The organism is Actinoallomurus sp. NPDC050550 (assembly GCF_040655075.1).
In the GTDB taxonomy this organism is placed as follows: Bacteria; Actinomycetota; Actinomycetes; order Streptosporangiales; family Streptosporangiaceae; genus Actinoallomurus.
On record NZ_JBFAJC010000032.1, the window covers coordinates 41,737 to 58,751 of the forward strand.

The window sequence follows — 17,015 nt, forward strand, 5'->3', positions numbered from 1 at the left end:
CGCGTGCCGGATTCCATCAGCAACCCACAGACGAGAGAAAGAGTGACCGTGTCCGAGTCCCCAGAGCTTCACGACGAGGCCATCGAGGAGGCCGAGTCGGTGGAAGCACCGGCTTCGGCCGAGGCTGAGGAAGTCGCCACGGAGTCCGACGAAACGTCCGCCCAAGCGTCCGAAGAGGCGTCCGACGAGGCGTCGGACCCGGTCGAAGAGTTCACGACCCAGCTGCGGCTCCTTCCGGGTGAGTGGTACGTCGTTCACTCGTACGCCGGCTACGAGAACCGCGTGAAGACCAACATCGAGCAGCGCACCCAGTCGCTCAACATGGAGGACTACATCTTCCAGGTCGAGGTGCCGCAGCACGAGGTCACCGAGGTCAAGGGCGGCAAGCGTCAGAAGGTCAACGAGAAGGTCCTGCCGGGCTACATCCTGGTCCGCATGGAGCTCACTGACGAGTCCTGGGCGGCCGTCCGCAACACGCCGGGCGTGACCGGCTTCGTCGGGCTGTCCAACACGCCGTCGCCGCTGCACCTCAAGGAGGTCGCGACGCTGCTCGCGCCCGAGCCCGAGGAGCAGGCCAAGACCAAGGAGACGGCGAAGGCTGCGGCCACCGTCGACTTCGAGGTCGGCGAGTCCGTCACCGTCATGGACGGCCCGTTCGCGACCCTTCCCGCGACCGTCAACGAGATCAACGCCGAGGCCCAGAAGCTCAAGGTGCTGGTGTCGATCTTCGGTCGGGAGACCCCGGTCGAGCTGTCCTTCAACCAGGTCTCCAAGATCTGACCTATCAGGTCCGCGAGACCTGGCGCCGGAGCACTTCGCGTCGGCGCGTAGCCTCAAGACGTCCCCGCGTGCCCGCGGGGGAAGCGGTCCCAACGCGGCGGTCGACGTTCCAGCCGCCGCGTCGCCCGTGTCAACGGGAGTAGGGGCCGACGAACCAACCGGAACGAAAGGGTGAGGCATGCCTCCCAAGAGAAAGAAGATCTCCGCAGTCGTCAAGGTCCAGCTGCAGGCCGGCCAGGCCACGCCCGCGCCGCCGGTGGGTACCGCCCTCGGCCCGCACGGCGTCAACATCATGGACTTCTGCAAGCAGTACAACGCGGCCACGGAGTCCCAGCGCGGCAACGTCATCCCCGTAGAGATCACCATCTACGAGGACCGCTCGTTCACGTTCGTCACCAAGACCCCGCCGGCCGCGCAGCTGATCAAGAAGGCCGCCGGCGTCGACAAGGGCAGCGGCGAGCCGCACAAGAGCAAGGTCGGCTCGATCACCCGCGACCAGCTCCGGGAGATCGCCGCGACCAAGATGCCGGACCTCAACGCCAACTCGCCCGAGCAGGCCGAGAAGATCATCGCCGGCACCGCCCGCTCCATGGGCATCACCGTCGCCGACTGACCCAGCGCGGCAGTGAGCACGCCATAGGTAACCCCGGTGGGAGGGCCGCGCGCAGGCCCGCACCACCACCTCCAGATCAGGAGACATCAATGAAGCGCAGCAAGGCGTACCGCAACGCCGACGCCAAGATCGACAAGTCGGCGCTGTACAGCCCGGCCGAGGCCGTGAAGCTGGCCAAGGAGACCTCGCCGACCAAGTTCGACGCCACCGTCGAGGTCGCGTTCCGGCTCGGGGTGGACCCGCGCAAGGCCGACCAGATGGTCCGCGGCACCGTCAACCTGCCGCACGGCACCGGTAAGACCGCCCGCGTGCTGGTCATCACCGGCGGCGCCAAGGCCGACGAGGCCCGCGAGGCCGGCGCCGACCACGTTGGCACCGACGACATGATCGAGCGGATTCAGGGCGGCTGGCTCGACTTCGACGCCGTCGTGGCGACCCCGGACATGATGGGCAAGGTCGGCCGGCTCGGCCGTGTGCTCGGCCCTCGTGGCCTCATGCCGAACCCCAAGACCGGCACCGTCACCGCCGACGTGGCCAAGGCCGTGTCCGAGATCAAGGGCGGCAAGATCGAGTTCCGCGTGGACCGCCACGGGAACCTGCACTTCATCGCCGGCAAGACGTCCTTCACCGAGAAGCAGCTCGTGGAGAACTACGCCGCCGCGCTGGAGGAGATCCTGCGGCTCAAGCCGTCGGCGGCCAAGGGGCGCTACATCAAGAAGGCGACCCTGAGCACGACGATGGGCCCGGGCATCCCGGTCGACCCCAACGTCACCCGCAACCTCACCGCGGAGCTGGAAGAGTCCGCGGCCGGCTGACGCGTCACCCACCACGAAGGGGCGCTCCCGTTTACGGGGGCGCCCCTTCGCGTTGCTCATCCCGAGGTACGACTCACGTCGCATACGGGGAAGCCGGATCTGGTCCCATCGGGGGATGTTTAGGAGATCTTGAGCGGCAACACTCGATAGTGCCAGAACCAGGCGTTCGCGCTCTTGTCGAGCCGGGGGCCGTACGCGATACGCAGGAGGGTTCACAATGGTTCGTCGATATGCCGTTGGTACGGCCGCTAGTGCCGCCCTGGTGGCCGCCCTCGCCGGGTGTGGGAGCGCCAACGGGGGAGGCGGCACCGGCGCCGTGAACGTATCGGCCGCTCAGGCGATCAGCCTCGCGGCCCAGAAGACCAGCACCGTCAAGTCGTACAAGGTGGACATCACCGAGAGCGGCACCGGGAAGGCGTCTTCCAAGGCGCACGGTGTCGTCCAGGTCCGGCTCCGTCCCGACCTCGCCGCCGTCGGCACGCTCGACCAGGCCGGTTTCGGCGGCCACTCGGTGGAGTCCGGTCTGCGCGCGATCCTGCTCGGCGACAACCTGTACGGGAAGGTCCCCTCGCAGCTGTCGCAGTTCACCGGCGGCAAGCCGTGGGTGAAGTTCTCGGTCTCCAAGGCCGCGCAGCAGGCCGGACTGGACCTGAACGGGATCCTCAAGCAGGCCGACCCGGCGCAGCAGACGAAGATCTTCACCAGCTCGAAGGACGTGCGCAAGGCCGGCACCCAGACGATCGACGGCGTGAAGACCACCCACTACACCGGGACGATTACCGCGAAGGACGCCGCGGCGCAGCTCAACGGCAAGGCCAAGCAGTCGTTCCAGGACCTCTACCAGAAGAGCGGCGGGAAGAGCGTCGCGTTCGACCTGTGGGTCGGCGCGGACAACCTGCCGCGCAAGCTGACGGCGAAGAGCTCCGCGTCGGACGGCGCGGCCACCGCCACGATGGTCTACAGCGACTACAACAAGTCCGTCAGCGTGTCCGCGCCGCCGGCGAGCCAGGTGGCGGACGGCAACCAGCTCATGCAGAACCACCACGGCAGCGGACCAGGCCTCCCGGGCTGACCAAGGTGACACCGGCCTCCTGAGCCGGCAGGGCGGCACCGGCCTCCTGAGCCGGCCGGGTGGCATCGGTCTCCCGGGCCGACCGAGGTCCGGCGATCCCGGCCGACCACGCTCGTGACGCGCCCCGCGGCTCTCCGCCGCGGGGCGCACCGCTTTTGACCTGCGGTGAACGTCCGGGTTGAACCGATGTGATCACTGAAGCGTCGTAACTCTTTGTCCGCCGCAGCAGGCTGCCGCGCAGCGTGCGCACACCGATCTCGAAGGAAAACGCGATGATCCGCCGAACCGCCGTCCTCGCCGTCACCGGGTCAACCCTGGCCCTGTCCCTCGCCGCATGCGGCGGAGGGGGAGGCGGTGGCAGCAAGGCACAGGGAAGCGAGCCGAAGTCCGCCAACGCGGCGCTCGCGGCCGAGCAGGCCGTGAACAAGGTGTCGCAGAAGGCCAGCGAGATCAAGACGTTCCAGGCCGCGGTCACCTCCCACACCACGATGTCCGGGCAGCAGACGGAGATGACCGGACAGATCTCCTACCGGCTCAAGCCCAGCCTGGCGATGAAGATGAGCATCCCCAGCATGTCGGTGAACGGCCGGGAGACCGGCGGCTTCCAGGAGGTCCTCCTGGGCGACAACCTGTACATGAAGATGGCGGCGCTCTCGAACCGGAACGGCGGCAAGCCGTGGGTCAAGATGTCGCTCAGCAAGCTGGGCGCCCGGAGCGGCCTCGACATCAAGTCGCTGATGAACCAGTCGCAGCAGGCCGACCCCTCGGCCAACGTACGGATGCTGACCGCCTCCAAGGACGTGCGCAAGGTCGGCTCCGAGACCGTCGACGGCACGCCGACCACCCACTACCAGGGCACCTACTCCGTGCAGCAGGCGCTGGCCAAGCTCGGCAGCGACCAGCGCGAGAAGATGCAGCAGCTCGTCGCCAAGACCGGGCTGGACAAGCTGGACTTCGACCTGTGGGTCGACGACCAGCAGCTCCCGCGCAAGATGGCGGTCAAGAGCCCGGCGGGCAGCCAGGTGCAGACGAACACCACGACGACGTACAGCGGCTTCAACAAGCCCGTCTCCATCGAGGCCCCGCCCGCGAGCCAGACCGGCTCCGCCGGCTGACGCTCGTGCGTCCGGCGGGCCTGCGCCGTCGATGACCCTGGATCCCTGGCGGTTGCCGCGAGAAGGCGGCGGCCGCCGGGGATCTGCTGGATTCAGCCTCCTTTCGGCCGCAGGCGAGGCATCATTGCGGAGCTCGCCGCACGCCCGCGCTGTCGATCAGTGCGGGATGAGGGCCGGGTCCACCGCGTCCGTACGCGATTTGGCGTGTGCCGGTGCATCGCGTACTCTGTTCAACGCCGAAGACCGCCGGTCGTCACCCACGGGGTGACTGAAGGTCCCGCACAGCGGGGCGGCCCGCGTAGGTGAGTTCGAGAGCTGAGACGTGACCTGGTGCTGGTCATGTTCACGCCCCGTGCGCCTGCGCCGGGGCGTTCTGTATTTTCTGGGCCTTCGACCGGTGGCACATCTGGAAGGAGGCCCATGGCGAGGGCGGACAAGGTGGCGGCGGTCGCCGAGCTCAAGAATGAGTTCGAGAGCTCGAGCGGTGCCGTGCTGACCGAGTACCGCGGGCTCACCGTCGCGCAGATCAGCGAGCTGCGCCGATCGCTTGGTGAGAATGCACGTTTCGCCGTGGTGAAGAACACGCTGACCAAGATCGCCGCGCGCGAGGCCGGGGTCACCGAGGAGCTCGAGCAGCTGCTCCAGGGCCCGTCGGCGATCGCGTTCGTCAAGGGCGATGTGGTCGAGGCCGCCAAGGGCCTGCGTGACTTCGCCAAGGCCAACCCGAACTTGGTGATCAAGGGCGGCGTCGTCGACGGCAAGCCGATGACGTCCGAGGACATCACCACGCTCGCCTCCCTCGAGTCCCGCGAGGTTCTCCTCGCGAAGCTCGCGGGTGCGATGAAGGCGTCGATGGGCAACGCCGCCGCTCTCTTCAACGCCCTGCCGGTCAAGGCCGCTCAGCTGGCCGAGGCCCTGCGGGTCAAGCGCGAAGAGGAAGGCGGGGCCGCTGTGGCTCCCGCCGAGGCGTCGGCAGAGACGTCGGACGAGGGTTGATCCCGCGGTCGTAACAGACCTGAAGTACCCCACCCGCACGAGCGACGCGGGTTTTCAACAGGAGGAAGCAACACCATGGCGAAGCTCAGCACGGACGAGCTGCTCGACGCTTTCAAGGAGATGACCCTTCTCGAGCTCTCCGAGTTCGTGAAGCAGTTCGAGGACACCTTCGAGGTCACGGCCGCCGCCCCCGTCGCGGTCGCCGCCGCCGGTCCCGCCGCTGCGGGTGGCGGCGCCGAGGCCGCCCCGGAGCAGGACGAGTTCGACGTCGTCCTCGAGGCTGCCGGCGACAAGAAGATCCAGGTCATCAAGGAGGTCCGCGCCCTCACGAGCCTGGGCCTGAAGGAAGCCAAGGACCTGGTCGACGGCGCGCCGAAGCCGCTGCTGGAGAAGGTCAACAAGGAGACGGCCGACAAGGCCAAGGAGGCCCTGGAGAAGGCCGGCGCGACGGTCACCGTCAAGTAAGGCGTCTTCTCCCGCGCTTTCTCAGCGCTCTTCGAGGGCGGTCACCCATCCGGGTGGCCGCCCTTCGCCGTCTTCGCCTACCAGGTGAGGAAGCCGGGGAAGGCGGCGGCGTCCGGGAGCGGTGTTCCCTCGGGCAGATCGCGGATGAAGACGACCGCCTCCTCGTCCTGGTGGTAGGAGAAGGGCTCGAGGGTCTGGCCGACGACGAGGACGTTGCCGCTCCGGCGCCAGGCGGCGTAGCGCCAGGAGTACGGGCCGGTGGACAGGGTGGTGCCCTCGGTCCGTACGTCGGCCTCCGGTGGGCCGAGCACCTCGGCGAACCGGTCGACGGCGCCGCCGACGCAGGCGTCGAAGTCCGCGCGGTCGGCGTCCTTCCGGCTGGACCAGCCCGGCTCCCTACCCCAGCCGTCCTCCGGCCACAGCTCCCCGCCCACGTCGTAGAAGTGGGCGAACGGCATGTAGAGGCAGTAGTCGCCGTGCACGAAATGGCCGAGGTCGGTGACGAAACGACACTCGTCCATCGGCACCTCGCCTTCGTCGCGCCAGCCGAGGCCGAGCATCGCGCGGTCGGCGACCTCCGGGTCATCCCAGGGCAGGTCCATGAGGCCGACGATCCGCCGGGCGAATTCCGGGGTGATGGGGCAGGAGGCGACGTAGGAGCGGATGTCGTCGTCGGTATGGGGCGGTGATTCGCTCATCACGCGGATTATCCCGAAGGCCGAGGAGTCCATGACTCTCTGGGCTTACCTATCAAGCGCTTGGTTGATAGAATTCGGTCCATGCGAGTGATCATTTATCGACGTTCCGTACGCGTGTCCGGGCGCCGGGTTACCGGACGACCCCTTCACAGGGAAACTGTTGGACCGCTAGTCTCATAAGCCGGACTCGAGTAACGATCTGCTTACGAGGCGGCCCGCGCGCCGATGACTACGGTTTTACCTCTTCCAATCGAGCGAGGGATGACTACGGTAGGTGGACGCGGCACGCACGATGGCCCCCCGGCCACTGTTCAGTGGCTCTGTGTGATCCGGCGACGTAACCCATCGGTAACTCGCTCGTTGTACCGGACACCCCCGGGCTGGCTGGACGAAAGGTGACGAGTGGGCGTCGAAATCAGAGTCGAAGGGCTGACCAAGTCCTTCGGGCGTCAGGTCATCTGGGAGGACGTCACGCTGACGCTGCCCGCCGGCGAGATCTCCGTCCTCCTCGGACCCTCCGGCACCGGCAAGTCGGTGTTCCTCAAGACGATGGTCGGTCTGCTCAAGCCGGACCGCGGTCACTGCTGGATCGACGGCAAGGACATGCCGAACCTCCGCGAGCACGACATGTACGAGGTGCGGAAGCTCTTCGGCGTCCTGTTCCAGGACGGCGCGCTGTTCGGTTCGATGAACCTCTACGACAACATCGCCTTCCCGCTGCGCGAGCACACCCGGAAGTCCGAGTCCGAGGTCCGGCGCATCGTCATGGAGAAGATGGAGATGGTCGGCCTCGCCGGGGCCCAGCAGAAGTTCCCCGGCGAGATCTCCGGCGGCATGCGGAAGCGCGCCGGGCTGGCCCGCGCGCTCGTGCTCGACCCGGAGATCATCCTCTGCGATGAGCCCGACTCCGGTCTGGACCCCGTCCGTACGGTGCTGCTCAACCAGCTGATCGTCGACCTCAACGCCGAGATCGGGGCGACGATCCTCATCGTCACCCACGACATCAACACCGCCCGTACGGTGCCGGACAACATCGGCATGCTGTTCCTCCGCCAGCTGGTGATGTTCGGGCCGCGGGAGATGCTGCTGTCCAGCGAGGAGCCGGTGGTCCGGCAGTTCCTCAACGCGCGCAAGGTCGGCCCCATCGGCATGTCGGAGGAGAAGGACCTCTCCGAGCTGGAGGCCGAGTCTCGCCTCGGGCGCGACCCGGGACCCCTGCCGCCGATTCCGCCGCAGCTGATGACCAGCGACGGCCGCCTCCGCCGGACCCAGCGCGCGCCCGGCGAGTGGCTGCGCGCGCACGGTGTCACCCCGCCGCAGGGGTCGTTCATCGACGAGATGGGCCGTGACTGGCTCCAGGAGTGGCCGCGCTACGTCGCGGCGATGTCGGCGGGTGCCGGGCAGCACCACGAAGGGGCCGTCTGATGGCCCGCGCCGGCAAGGTCGCCGGCGGTGTGGCCAACGTCACGCTGCGCGAGCCCGGCCGGTTCTTCGCGCTGTCGCTCGACACCTTCCGGGCGATGTTCAAGTGGCCGTTCCAGTGGCAGGAGTTCCTGCAGCAGGCGTGGTTCATCGTCAGCGTCACGGTCGCGCCGACGATCATGGTGGCCATTCCGTTCGGCGCGGTGCTGTCGCTGCAGGTCGGCAACCTGATCCGGCAGCTCGGCGCGCAGTCCCAGACCGGCTCGACGGCGGTGCTGGCGATCGTCCGGGAGGCCAGCCCGATCGTCACCGCGCTGCTCATCGCGGCGGCCGCCGGCTCGGCGATCTGCGCCGACCTGGGCGCGCGGAAGATCCGCGAGGAGATCGACGCGATGGAGGTGCTCGGCATCAACCCGCTGCACCGCCTCGTGGTGCCCCGGGTGCTGGCCTGCGCGTTCGTCGGGCTGTTCCTCAACGGGATCGTGTCGGTCACCGGCATCGCCGGCGGCTACGTCTTCAACGTCATGCTCCAGGGAGGAACGCCCGGCGCGTACATCTCCTCCTTCAGCGGCCTCGCCCAGCTGTCCGACCTCTACCAGGCCGAGGTGAAGGCGGTCGTGTTCGGCGTCACCGCCGCGCTCGTCGCCTCGTACAAGGGCCTGACCGCCTCCGGCGGCCCGAAGGGCGTCGGTGACGCGGTGAACCAGACCGTCGTCATCGCCGCGATGGCGCTGTTCGTGGAGAACTTCGTGATGAGCGCGCTGTACTTCCAGCTCGTTCCGCAGAAGGGCATGTGATGGCGGCCGGCACGTGGGGCGGGTTCCGGTCCGCCAAGCGCCTCATCGACGCGCCGATGGAGCGCCTCGAGGGCTTCGGCCACCAGATGGCGTTCTACGTCCGGGCGTTCGCATGGGTGTGGCGGGTCATCCTCCGCTACAAGAAGGAGGTCATTCGCCTGCTGGCGGAGGTCAGCCTCGGCACCGGCGGCCTCGCCGTCATGGGCGGCAGCGTGGCGATCGTCGGCTTCATGACCTTCTTCACCGGCACCGAGGTCGGCCTGCAGGGCTACAACGCCCTGAACCAGATCGGCAGCGCGGCCTTCAGCGGTTTCGTCTCCGCGTACTTCAACACGCGCGAGCTGGCGCCCACCGTGTCGGCGCTCGCGCTGTCGGCCACGGTCGGCTGCGGCTTCACCGCGCAGCTCGGCGCCATGCGGATCAGCGACGAGATCGACGCCCTGGAGGTCATGGGTGTGCCGTCGCTGCCGTTCCTGGTGACGACGCGTCTGGTCGCCGGGATGCTCGCGGTCATCCCGCTGTACGTCATCGGCCTGCTCGCGTCGTTCGTCGCGACCAGGCTGATCGTGACCCTGTCGTTCGGCCAGTCCAGCGGCACGTACGACCACTACTTCTACCTGTTCCTCCCACCCCACGACGTGCTGTGGTCGTTCGGGAAGGTCCTGATCTTCGCGATCCTCGTCATGCTCATCCACTGTTACTACGGCTTCAACGCCAGCGGTGGGCCGGCCGGTGTGGGCCTGGCGGTCGGTCGCGCCGTCCGTACGAGCCTCGTCGTGGTCAACATCGTGGATCTGCTCTTGGGGATGGCGATCTGGGGCGCGACCACCACGGTGCGGATCGCCGGCTGAGACGAGAGGTGTGAGTGCGCGATGTCGATTACTGAGCCGGGGGAGGACACGTGAGTTACACCCCGCCCTTCGGCTCGTGGTCCGAGCGGCTGCGCTACCGCCTGTACGGGCTGGCGTTCGTGCTCGTCGTCGTCCTGCTCGTCATGCTGATGATCGCGCAGTACAACAAGGCGTTCACGCCCGTCTACCACGTCACCGTGGACAGCGACCGGGCCGGGCTCCAGCTCGTCCCGCACTCCGACGTGAAGGTGCGCGGCCTGATCGTCGGTGAGGTCCGCAAGATCCGGCAGACGCCGAAGGGCGCGGCGATCGATCTGGCGATCGACCCGTCCAAGGCGCCGCTGATCCCGGCGGACTCCTCGGCGCGGATGCTGCCCAAGACGGTGTTCGGCGAGAAGTTCGTCGATATCGTCCCGCCCGCGGGCGCCATCGGCGGCCGTCACCTGGCGAACGGCGACGTCATCCCGCAGGATCGCTCCACCACCGCCGTGGAGGTCAACCAGGTCCTCGACGACGTCATGCCGATCCTCAACGAGGTCGAGCCGGCCAAGCTCAACGCCACCCTGAACGCCCTGGCCACCGCCCTGCAGGGCCGGGGCGACCAGATCGGGCAGATGCTCGTCGGCGCCGACGACTACCTCAAGCGGCTCAACCCGCACCTGCCGACCGTGATGCACGACCTGAGGCAGCTCGCGATCGTCAGCGACAACCTCAACGGCGCCGCGCCCGACCTGATCTCGATCATGCAGAACCTCCAGACGACGAACCGGACGATCGTCGACAAGGAGCCCCAGCTCGTGGCCGCCCTCGACAAGGGGATCGACCTCACCGGCCAGGCCACCGAGTTCACCGCGAACAACGAGCCCCGCCTCGTCGGCGCGATGATCGCCAACCGGCAGTCGCTCGCGCTGCTCGCCAAGTACTCCCCGGGCGTCCCGTGCGTCCTGCAGGGCATGGCCAAGCTCACCCCCCGGCTGGTCGACGCGATGGGCGGCAAGCAGCCGGGCGTGCACGTCACGCTCGAGCTGGTCAAGCCGCGGCCCGGGTACAAGCCCGGCCTCGACCGGCCCGCGTTCAACGACTACCGGAACCCTCGCTGCTACGGTCTGCCGAACCCGAAGGTGCCGTTCCCGCAGTATCAGCTGCTCGACGGCACCGAGGACGACCAGTGGTGGGCCGGCGGTGCGGGCCGGTCCCTGTCCAGCGTGCTGGTCAAGCCGGGCAGCTCCGCCGACGATGACAGCCTGCTCAAGGGCCTGCTCGGGCCCGCCATGGGCACGCGCGCCGACCAGGTCTCCGACCTCGCCTCGCTGCTCTACAAACCGGCCGCCAACGGAATGGTGGTGACCGTCAAGTGAAGACGACCTCGGCGGCCGTCAAGCTGCTGATCTTCATGGTCATCGCGACGCTGTCCACGGCGGTGCTCGCCGTCGCCATCTCCAACATGCAGTTCGTCGCGAGCCGGAAGTACAACCTGATCTTCACGGACGCGGCGGGCCTCAACTCCGGCGACGAGGTGCGGATCGCCGGCGTGCGCGTCGGCCAGGTCGACGGCATCAAGCTGTACCAAGGGCACCTGGCCAGGGTCACGGTCTCGGTGATCAAGGACCAGACCCTGCCCCGCAGCACGCAGGCGCAGCTGCGGTACCGCAACCTGATGGGGCAGCGCTACGTCTCTCTCACCGAGGGCTCCGGGCAGGGCGGCGACCTGCCGGCGGGCGGCACGATTCCCAAGGAGCAGACCCAGCCGGCGTTGGACCTGACCGCGCTGTTCAACGGCTTCCGGCCGCTGCTGCGGGCGATCAAGCCGCAGGACGTCAACCAGCTGACCTACCAGCTCATCCAGGTGCTGCAGGGCGAGGGCGGCACGGTCAACGGGCTGCTCGCGCACGTCGCCTCCCTGACCGAGACCCTCGGCAACCGCGACGAGGTCATCGGCCGGGTGATCGACAACCTCGACAAGGTGATCTCCACCATCGACTCGCGCGACCAGGAGGTCTCCGCCCTCATCACCAACCTCAAGAGCCTGGTGTCCGGGCTGGCCGGCGACCGTCACGCGATCGGCGAGTCGCTGGTCAGCATCAACCAGCTGGTCTACACGACCAACGGCCTGCTCACCGACGTCCGGCCGTCGGTCAAGGCCGACATCGCCTCGCTCGGCCACCTGTCGAAGGTGCTGGCGGCCAACGGCAACCAGCTGGACAAGGCGTTCCAGACGATGCCGACCAACTTCATGCTGCTGGACCGGGCGGCGTCGTACGGCTCTTGGTTCAACTTCTACCTGTGCAGCCTCGACGCACGCATCGGGCTGCCCGGCAAGGTCTCCTTCAACACTCCGCAGATCCTGAACGAGAACGCCCGATGCAAGGGGTGATCAGGTGAACGAGGCAGCGACGAGGGGAGCGCGGCGGTGAGAGTCTCCTTCCGCGACCGGGATCCCCTGGTGATGGGCGTCATCGGCATGTCGTCGGTCGCCGTGCTCGTGTTCGCCGCGTTCAACCTGACGATCTTCGAGGGCGGCACCGTCTACCACGCGGCGTTCACCGAGGCCAGCGGGCTCAAGCCGAACGAAGAGGTGCGCGTCGCCGGCGTCAAGGTCGGCAAGGTCAAGAGCGTCGGGCTGGAGGGCGACCACGTGAAGGTCGCCTTCACCGCGAACAACGTCCGCTTCGGCACCCAGTCGCAGATCCGGATCAAGATCTCGACGCTGCTGGGCGCGCACTACCTGGAGGTCGTGCCGAAGGGCGACCGGCACCAGTCCACGCACGCGGAGATCCCAACGTCGCGCACCGCTCCGTCGTACGAGGTCGTACCGGCCCTGCAGGACCTCTCCGGTCAGCTGCAGAAGATCGACGTGCCGCAGCTCGGGAAGGCGCTCGACACGCTGGACCAGACGCTGAAGTACTCCCCGGACAACGTGCGCCGCACCCTCAGCGGGCTGCGGAAGATCTCCCAGGCGATCTCCTCGCGCGACGACGAGCTGGGCAGCCTCCTCGGCCACACGCGCAGCCTGACCGGACTGCTCGCCGACCGCAGCGGCGACCTCGCCCAGCTCGTGTCCGGCGGCGGGCTGCTGCTGCAGGAGCTCAACGACCGGCGCCAGGTGATCACCTCGCTGCTGTCCGGCACGGTCAGCCTTTCCAACCAGATCACCGGGGCGATCGAGGAGAACCGCGCGACGCTGAACCCCGCGATGGTCCAGCTCCACCGCGTCGTGAACATCCTGCAACGCAATCAGGGCAACATCGACAAGTCGCTCAAGACCCTGGGTCCCTTCGTCACCGTCTCGGCGGACGCCACCGCCCAGGGCCGGTGGTTCGACGGCTACCTGCAGAACCTCATCCCGCTCCCGGTCAGCATCGGCCCGGCTCAGCCCCCGATCAATGACCAGAAGAGCGGGACCGGGAAGCGCGCCCCCAGCGGCACGAGCACGGCGGGCGCGGGCCGTGAGTGAGATGAGAGGTACGAACGAGGTGTCTCGATCGGAGCGGCCGACGCGACGCGGGAGAGCGACGCGGATCCTCGCCGCGGCGCTCACGCTGACCACGGCGGTCTCGGGCTGTTCGTTCCGCGGGGTGTCATCGGTGCCGCTGCCCGGCGGCATCGACACCGGGTCCGACGCGTACGACGTGAAGATGGTCTTTTCGAACGTCCTGGACCTGGTGCCGCAGTCGCAGTGCCGGGTCGACGACGTCCCGGTCGGCAAGGTCACCAAGATCCGCCTGGTGAACTGGAACGCCGAGGTCACCTGTCGGCTCCGCCGCTCGGTCGACCTGCCCGGCAACGCCGTCGCCACGATCTCCCAGACCAGCCTCCTCGGCGAGAAGTTCGTGGCGCTGTCCGCGCCGCAGGGGCAGACGGCGCAGGGCAAGCTGGCCCAGGGCGCGGTGATCCCGCTCGAGCGCACGACCCGCAACACCGAGGTCGAGGAGGTGCTGTCGGCGATGTCCATGCTCATCACCGGCGGCGGCCTCGAGCAGGTCTCCACGATCAACCATGAGCTCAACGCCGCGATGCAGGGCCGCACCACGCAGATGCGCGACCTGCTCGACCGCGTGAACACTTTCGTTGGCACGCTCGACCGGCAGAAGGCCCAGATCGTCACCACGATCGACAAGGTCGACCGGCTGGCCGCCACGCTCGCCCGGCACAACCAGACGATCGCCGACACGATCGACAGCACCGGCCCGGCGGTGAAGATCCTCGCCGAGCAGCGGCAGGACCTCACCAAGCTCCTCGTGAACATGGACAAGCTGGGCACCGTGGCCACCCGGGTGATCAACCGCTCGCACGACGACACGGTCGCCAACCTCAAGTCGCTGCAGACGGTGCTGCAGAACACCGACAAGGCCAGCAGCGTCATCCCGAAGGTCCTCGGCGGCCTTTTCACCTTCCCCTTCCCACAGACGGTCTCCCAGGCGCTCAAGGGCGACTACGGCAACCTGTTCGCCACCCTGGATCTCAACGTGGGCAACATCGCGCACAACTTCCTCGCCGGCACGGCGCTCGACGGCGCGGCCAAGACGGCCGAGAAGCTGCAGGCGTCCCTGCCGGCGCCCCGCACCGCCGTCCCCGACAATCCGCTCGGCGTCCTCCCGCAGGGCGGCACGGGCGGGTCCGACCAGGGCGGGACCGGCGGCTCGCAGCAGGGCGGCGGCGGCATCCTGCCGCCTCTGGGCATGCGCGGCGGCGCGCCGGGCGACGACCTGGGCGCCGTGCTGAGCGGAGGCACCGCATGATCATCAAGCGTGGCGTCAAGATCCAGCTGACGATCTTCGCGATCATCACGGCGCTGACCATGGCCTACACCCTCGTGAACATCATCGGGCTCGGCCAGTCCGTCCTCGACCTGCGCTACCGCGTCTACCTCGACATGGCCGACTCCGGCGGCATCTTCACCAACGCCGAGGTCACCTACCGCGGGGTCACGGTCGGCCGGGTGGGGCCGCTCCACCTGACGAAGGACGGCGTCCGGGTCGAACTGCGCATCAACCGCGACCGCAAGGTCCCGGACAACGACGTGCAGGCGTACGTCCTCAACCGGTCCGGCGTCGGCGAGCAGTACGTCGACCTGCGCCCCGCCGGCAACGGCCCGTCGCTGAAGAGCGGCGACGTCATCCCGCGAAGCCACACGCACCTGCCCGTCCAGACGTACGAGCTGCTGCACAACATCGACGCGCTCGTGCGTACCGTGAACCCCAAGGACCTCGGGACGGTCATCGACGAGCTCGACAAGGGCCTGTCGGGCGAGGGCCCGGACCTGCAGTCGCTGATCGACTCCAACAGGAAGATCCTGGCCGCGCTGAACGACACCTACCCCGAGACGATCGCGCTGCTCAACAACGGCCGTACGGTCCTGGACACGCAGGTCGACGAGGGGTCGGTCTTCCGGGAGTTCTCCGCCAACCTCGCCTCGCTGACGGCCGAGCTCAAGCGCGACGACCCCGACGTCCGCAAGTTCCTGAACGTCACGCCGGGCGCGCTCGACCAGGGCCAGGACCTGCTCGACCGCCTCGAGCCGACCCTGCCCACCCTGCTCGCCAACGGCTCGGTGGTCGGGTCGGTGCTGACCTCGCGCACGACGCAGCTGCGGACGCTGCTCACCACCTACCCGCTCATCGTCGGCGGCGCCTTCAGCGTCACCCCCGGCGACGGCACGGTGCACTTCGGCCTGGAGCTCAACTTCAACCAGCCGCCCGTGTGCACCGACGGGTACAAGCAGACGAAGGTGCGTTACCCGCAGGACACCCGGCCGGCGACCATCAACCCGAAGGCCTCCTGCAAGGCGCCCAAGGACGCCACGACGGCCGTCCGCGGCTCCCGCAACGCGCCCCCGGCCGGTCCGTACCCGAAGCTGCCCGAGGGCGCGACGGACGGCGCCGGCTTCCCGTACGAGACCTCGGACGGGTCGAGCGGCGGCCGTTCGGACGCGGCGAAGCAGACGTCGGCGACCGGCGGGTCGTCGTCGACGGGCGGCGCGTCGGCGGGCAGTTCCGGTTCCGGACAGGAGGCATCCTCCGGTCTGCAGACGCTGTTCGTCAGCGGCTACGATCCCCGGACCCGCGTTTACGTGGGGCCCGACGGTAAGCGCTATCGCCTGGGCAAGGTGAGTCAACTGACGGGAGACGCTTCATGGCAGACGCTTCTGCTGAGCCCGATCGTCGGCTGAGCGCCCGCCGCCTGGGGGTGGCGTTCGCGCTGCTGGGGGTGGCCCTCGTGGCCCTCGTTGTGTGGGCGTCGGTCTGGCTCGTGCCCAAGACGTACGCCGCCGACACCCGCAAGACCGACATCGAGGCGGTGCAGACCGTCGCCCGCCGGGTGGTCACCAACTTCTACTCGATCAGCTACCAGAGCTTCGACGAGGACGCTCAGCGCGTGTACGCCGACATGTCCGACAAATTCAAGGCGCAGGCCGTCCAGCAACTCGGCACCAACTGGAAGCAGACGGTCGTGACCAACAAGCTGGTCTCCAGCGCGGCGGTCTCCGCCTGCGGGGTGATCAACATCGACACCAAGTCGGCCGAGGTCATGGTCACCGTACGGCGGACCGCGCAGTCCGCCCAGGTCACGACGCCGTCCGCGACGTGGCAGAGCGCGCAGGTCCAGCTCACCAAGGTCGGCGGTCACTGGCGGGTCTCCGGGATGGGAGGGCTGCAATGACCGCGGTCACCAGGCGCAAGGACAAGAAGGCCGAGGAGACCTCTGCCGAGAAGACGGCGGCGGAGGGCGCGGCGCCGCGGTCGTCGGCCACCACGCCGCTGGTCGTCCTGGCCTGCGCGGTCCTCGTCGCCGCCATCGGCTGCCTGGCCCTGTGGCACCAGTGGAGCGAGGACGACGCGGTCGAGAGCGCCCGCGAGGACGGCCTGGCCGCCGCACAGTCCGCGGCCAAGGACCTACTGTCGTACAACTACCGGACGCTGGACTACGACCTCGGCAAGGCGCGCTCCGAGATGACGCCGGCGATGGCGAAGTCCTACGACGCGTATTGGAAGATCTTCCGGCCGTCGGTGGAGAAGAGCCAGACCCAGGCGCTGACCCAGATCCAGGTCGCGGCGGTGACGCAGGCGACGCCCCACCGCGTCGAGGTGCTCTTCTTCGTCAAGATGATCTCGGTGAACGCCGCGCACAAGGAGCCTCAGGTCGACACGTCCTGGCCGCGGCTGCAGATGAAGAAGATCGGCAAGAAGTGGTTGATCGACGGCCCGCGGATGACCACCCCGCCGCCGTCGTCGTCGGGCCCGACCCCGGCGCCGAGTCCTTCCGCATCGAAAAAGTGACATTGATCCACATCCGAGCCGTCGCGCGGTCCCGCGCGGGGGCGGCCGGTGGCGTGCGCGAGGACGGACAGGTGCCCGCTTCCCTGTAAACTATGGGCTTCCTCACCCTCGCCC

Annotated in this window: 18 protein-coding genes; 17 read left to right on the forward strand and 1 reads right to left on the reverse strand. The window is 68.3% G+C overall.

Going from position 1 to position 17,015, the window contains the following annotated elements:
• The first annotated feature begins 48 nt into the window (after positions 1-48).
• The 7 genes from nusG to rplL all read left to right on the forward strand — a co-directional run bounded on the left by nusG (position 49) and on the right by rplL (position 5,856).
• Positions 49-780, forward strand: a complete 732-nt coding sequence (gene nusG / locus AB0I04_RS34740; protein ID WP_345429280.1) for a transcription termination/antitermination protein NusG — start codon at positions 49-51, stop codon at positions 778-780.
• A 178-nt stretch (positions 781-958) separates the two neighbouring features.
• The gene (gene rplK / locus AB0I04_RS34745) at positions 959-1,393 is read left to right on the forward strand and encodes a 50S ribosomal protein L11 (protein ID WP_360894334.1); all 435 of its coding nucleotides are present in this window, start codon (positions 959-961) and stop codon (positions 1,391-1,393) included.
• A gap of 89 nt (positions 1,394-1,482) precedes the next feature.
• Positions 1,483-2,208: a 50S ribosomal protein L1 gene (gene rplA / locus AB0I04_RS34750; protein WP_360894337.1), complete on the forward strand. Its 726-nt coding sequence runs from the start codon at positions 1,483-1,485 to the stop codon at positions 2,206-2,208.
• A gap of 217 nt (positions 2,209-2,425) precedes the next feature.
• Complete coding sequence (locus tag AB0I04_RS34755; RefSeq protein ID WP_360894340.1) at positions 2,426-3,280, forward strand: LppX_LprAFG lipoprotein; 855 nt, start codon at positions 2,426-2,428, stop codon at positions 3,278-3,280.
• A gap of 272 nt (positions 3,281-3,552) precedes the next feature.
• Positions 3,553-4,395 carry a DUF6612 family protein gene (locus tag AB0I04_RS34760; RefSeq protein ID WP_360894343.1) on the forward strand — a complete coding sequence of 281 codons (843 nt, stop codon included), beginning with the start codon at positions 3,553-3,555 and terminating at the stop codon, positions 4,393-4,395.
• Between the two features lie 420 nt (positions 4,396-4,815).
• The gene (gene rplJ, locus AB0I04_RS34765) at positions 4,816-5,391 is read left to right on the forward strand and encodes a 50S ribosomal protein L10 (RefSeq protein ID WP_360894344.1); all 576 of its coding nucleotides are present in this window, start codon (positions 4,816-4,818) and stop codon (positions 5,389-5,391) included.
• 75 nt (positions 5,392-5,466) lie between these two features.
• Entirely contained in the window at positions 5,467-5,856 is a 390-nt protein-coding gene (gene rplL / locus AB0I04_RS34770) for a 50S ribosomal protein L7/L12 (protein WP_360894347.1), read from the forward strand.
• Positions 5,857-5,933: 77 nt separating this feature from the next.
• Here rplL and AB0I04_RS34775 read toward each other — a convergent pair whose 3' ends face one another.
• A complete protein-coding gene (locus AB0I04_RS34775) occupies positions 5,934-6,554 on the reverse strand; it encodes a hypothetical protein (RefSeq protein WP_360894350.1) in 621 nt (206 codons plus the stop codon).
• Between the two features lie 402 nt (positions 6,555-6,956).
• On the opposite strand from AB0I04_RS34775, the gene AB0I04_RS34780 reads away from it, so the two are divergent.
• Genes AB0I04_RS34780 through AB0I04_RS34825 form a run of 10 tightly spaced genes read left to right on the forward strand, consistent with a single transcriptional unit; the run spans position 6,957 to position 16,901 of the window.
• Positions 6,957-7,979, forward strand: a complete 1,023-nt coding sequence (locus AB0I04_RS34780) for an ABC transporter ATP-binding protein (protein ID WP_360894352.1) — start codon at positions 6,957-6,959, stop codon at positions 7,977-7,979.
• The gene (locus AB0I04_RS34785; RefSeq protein WP_360894355.1) at positions 7,979-8,773 is read left to right on the forward strand and encodes an ABC transporter permease; all 795 of its coding nucleotides are present in this window, start codon (positions 7,979-7,981) and stop codon (positions 8,771-8,773) included. Before AB0I04_RS34780 ends, AB0I04_RS34785 begins: the two co-directional genes overlap by 1 nt.
• Before the next feature lie 56 nt (positions 8,774-8,829).
• Positions 8,830-9,624 carry an ABC transporter permease gene (locus AB0I04_RS34790; protein ID WP_360894537.1) on the forward strand — a complete coding sequence of 265 codons (795 nt, stop codon included), beginning with the start codon at positions 8,830-8,832 and terminating at the stop codon, positions 9,622-9,624.
• A 50-nt stretch (positions 9,625-9,674) separates the two neighbouring features.
• Positions 9,675-10,982 (forward strand): MCE family protein, encoded by a 1,308-nt coding sequence (locus tag AB0I04_RS34795; protein WP_360894357.1) that lies wholly within the window; start codon positions 9,675-9,677, stop codon positions 10,980-10,982.
• A complete protein-coding gene (locus AB0I04_RS34800; protein ID WP_360894360.1) occupies positions 10,979-11,998 on the forward strand; it encodes an MlaD family protein in 1,020 nt (339 codons plus the stop codon). The genes AB0I04_RS34795 and AB0I04_RS34800 overlap by 4 nt, the downstream gene beginning before the upstream one ends.
• 36 nt (positions 11,999-12,034) lie before the next feature.
• Positions 12,035-13,078 carry an MCE family protein gene (locus AB0I04_RS34805; RefSeq protein WP_360894363.1) on the forward strand — a complete coding sequence of 348 codons (1,044 nt, stop codon included), beginning with the start codon at positions 12,035-12,037 and terminating at the stop codon, positions 13,076-13,078.
• 19 nt (positions 13,079-13,097) lie between these two features.
• A complete protein-coding gene (locus tag AB0I04_RS34810) occupies positions 13,098-14,363 on the forward strand; it encodes an MCE family protein (protein WP_360894365.1) in 1,266 nt (421 codons plus the stop codon).
• Positions 14,360-15,793, forward strand: a complete 1,434-nt coding sequence (locus AB0I04_RS34815; RefSeq protein ID WP_360894368.1) for an MCE family protein — start codon at positions 14,360-14,362, stop codon at positions 15,791-15,793. The genes AB0I04_RS34810 and AB0I04_RS34815 overlap by 4 nt, the downstream gene beginning before the upstream one ends.
• The gene (locus AB0I04_RS34820; protein WP_360894371.1) at positions 15,757-16,284 is read left to right on the forward strand and encodes a hypothetical protein; all 528 of its coding nucleotides are present in this window, start codon (positions 15,757-15,759) and stop codon (positions 16,282-16,284) included. Before AB0I04_RS34815 ends, AB0I04_RS34820 begins: the two co-directional genes overlap by 37 nt.
• Positions 16,281-16,901, forward strand: a complete 621-nt coding sequence (locus AB0I04_RS34825; RefSeq protein WP_360894374.1) for a hypothetical protein — start codon at positions 16,281-16,283, stop codon at positions 16,899-16,901. The genes AB0I04_RS34820 and AB0I04_RS34825 overlap by 4 nt, the downstream gene beginning before the upstream one ends.
• Positions 16,902-17,015 lie beyond the last annotated feature (114 nt).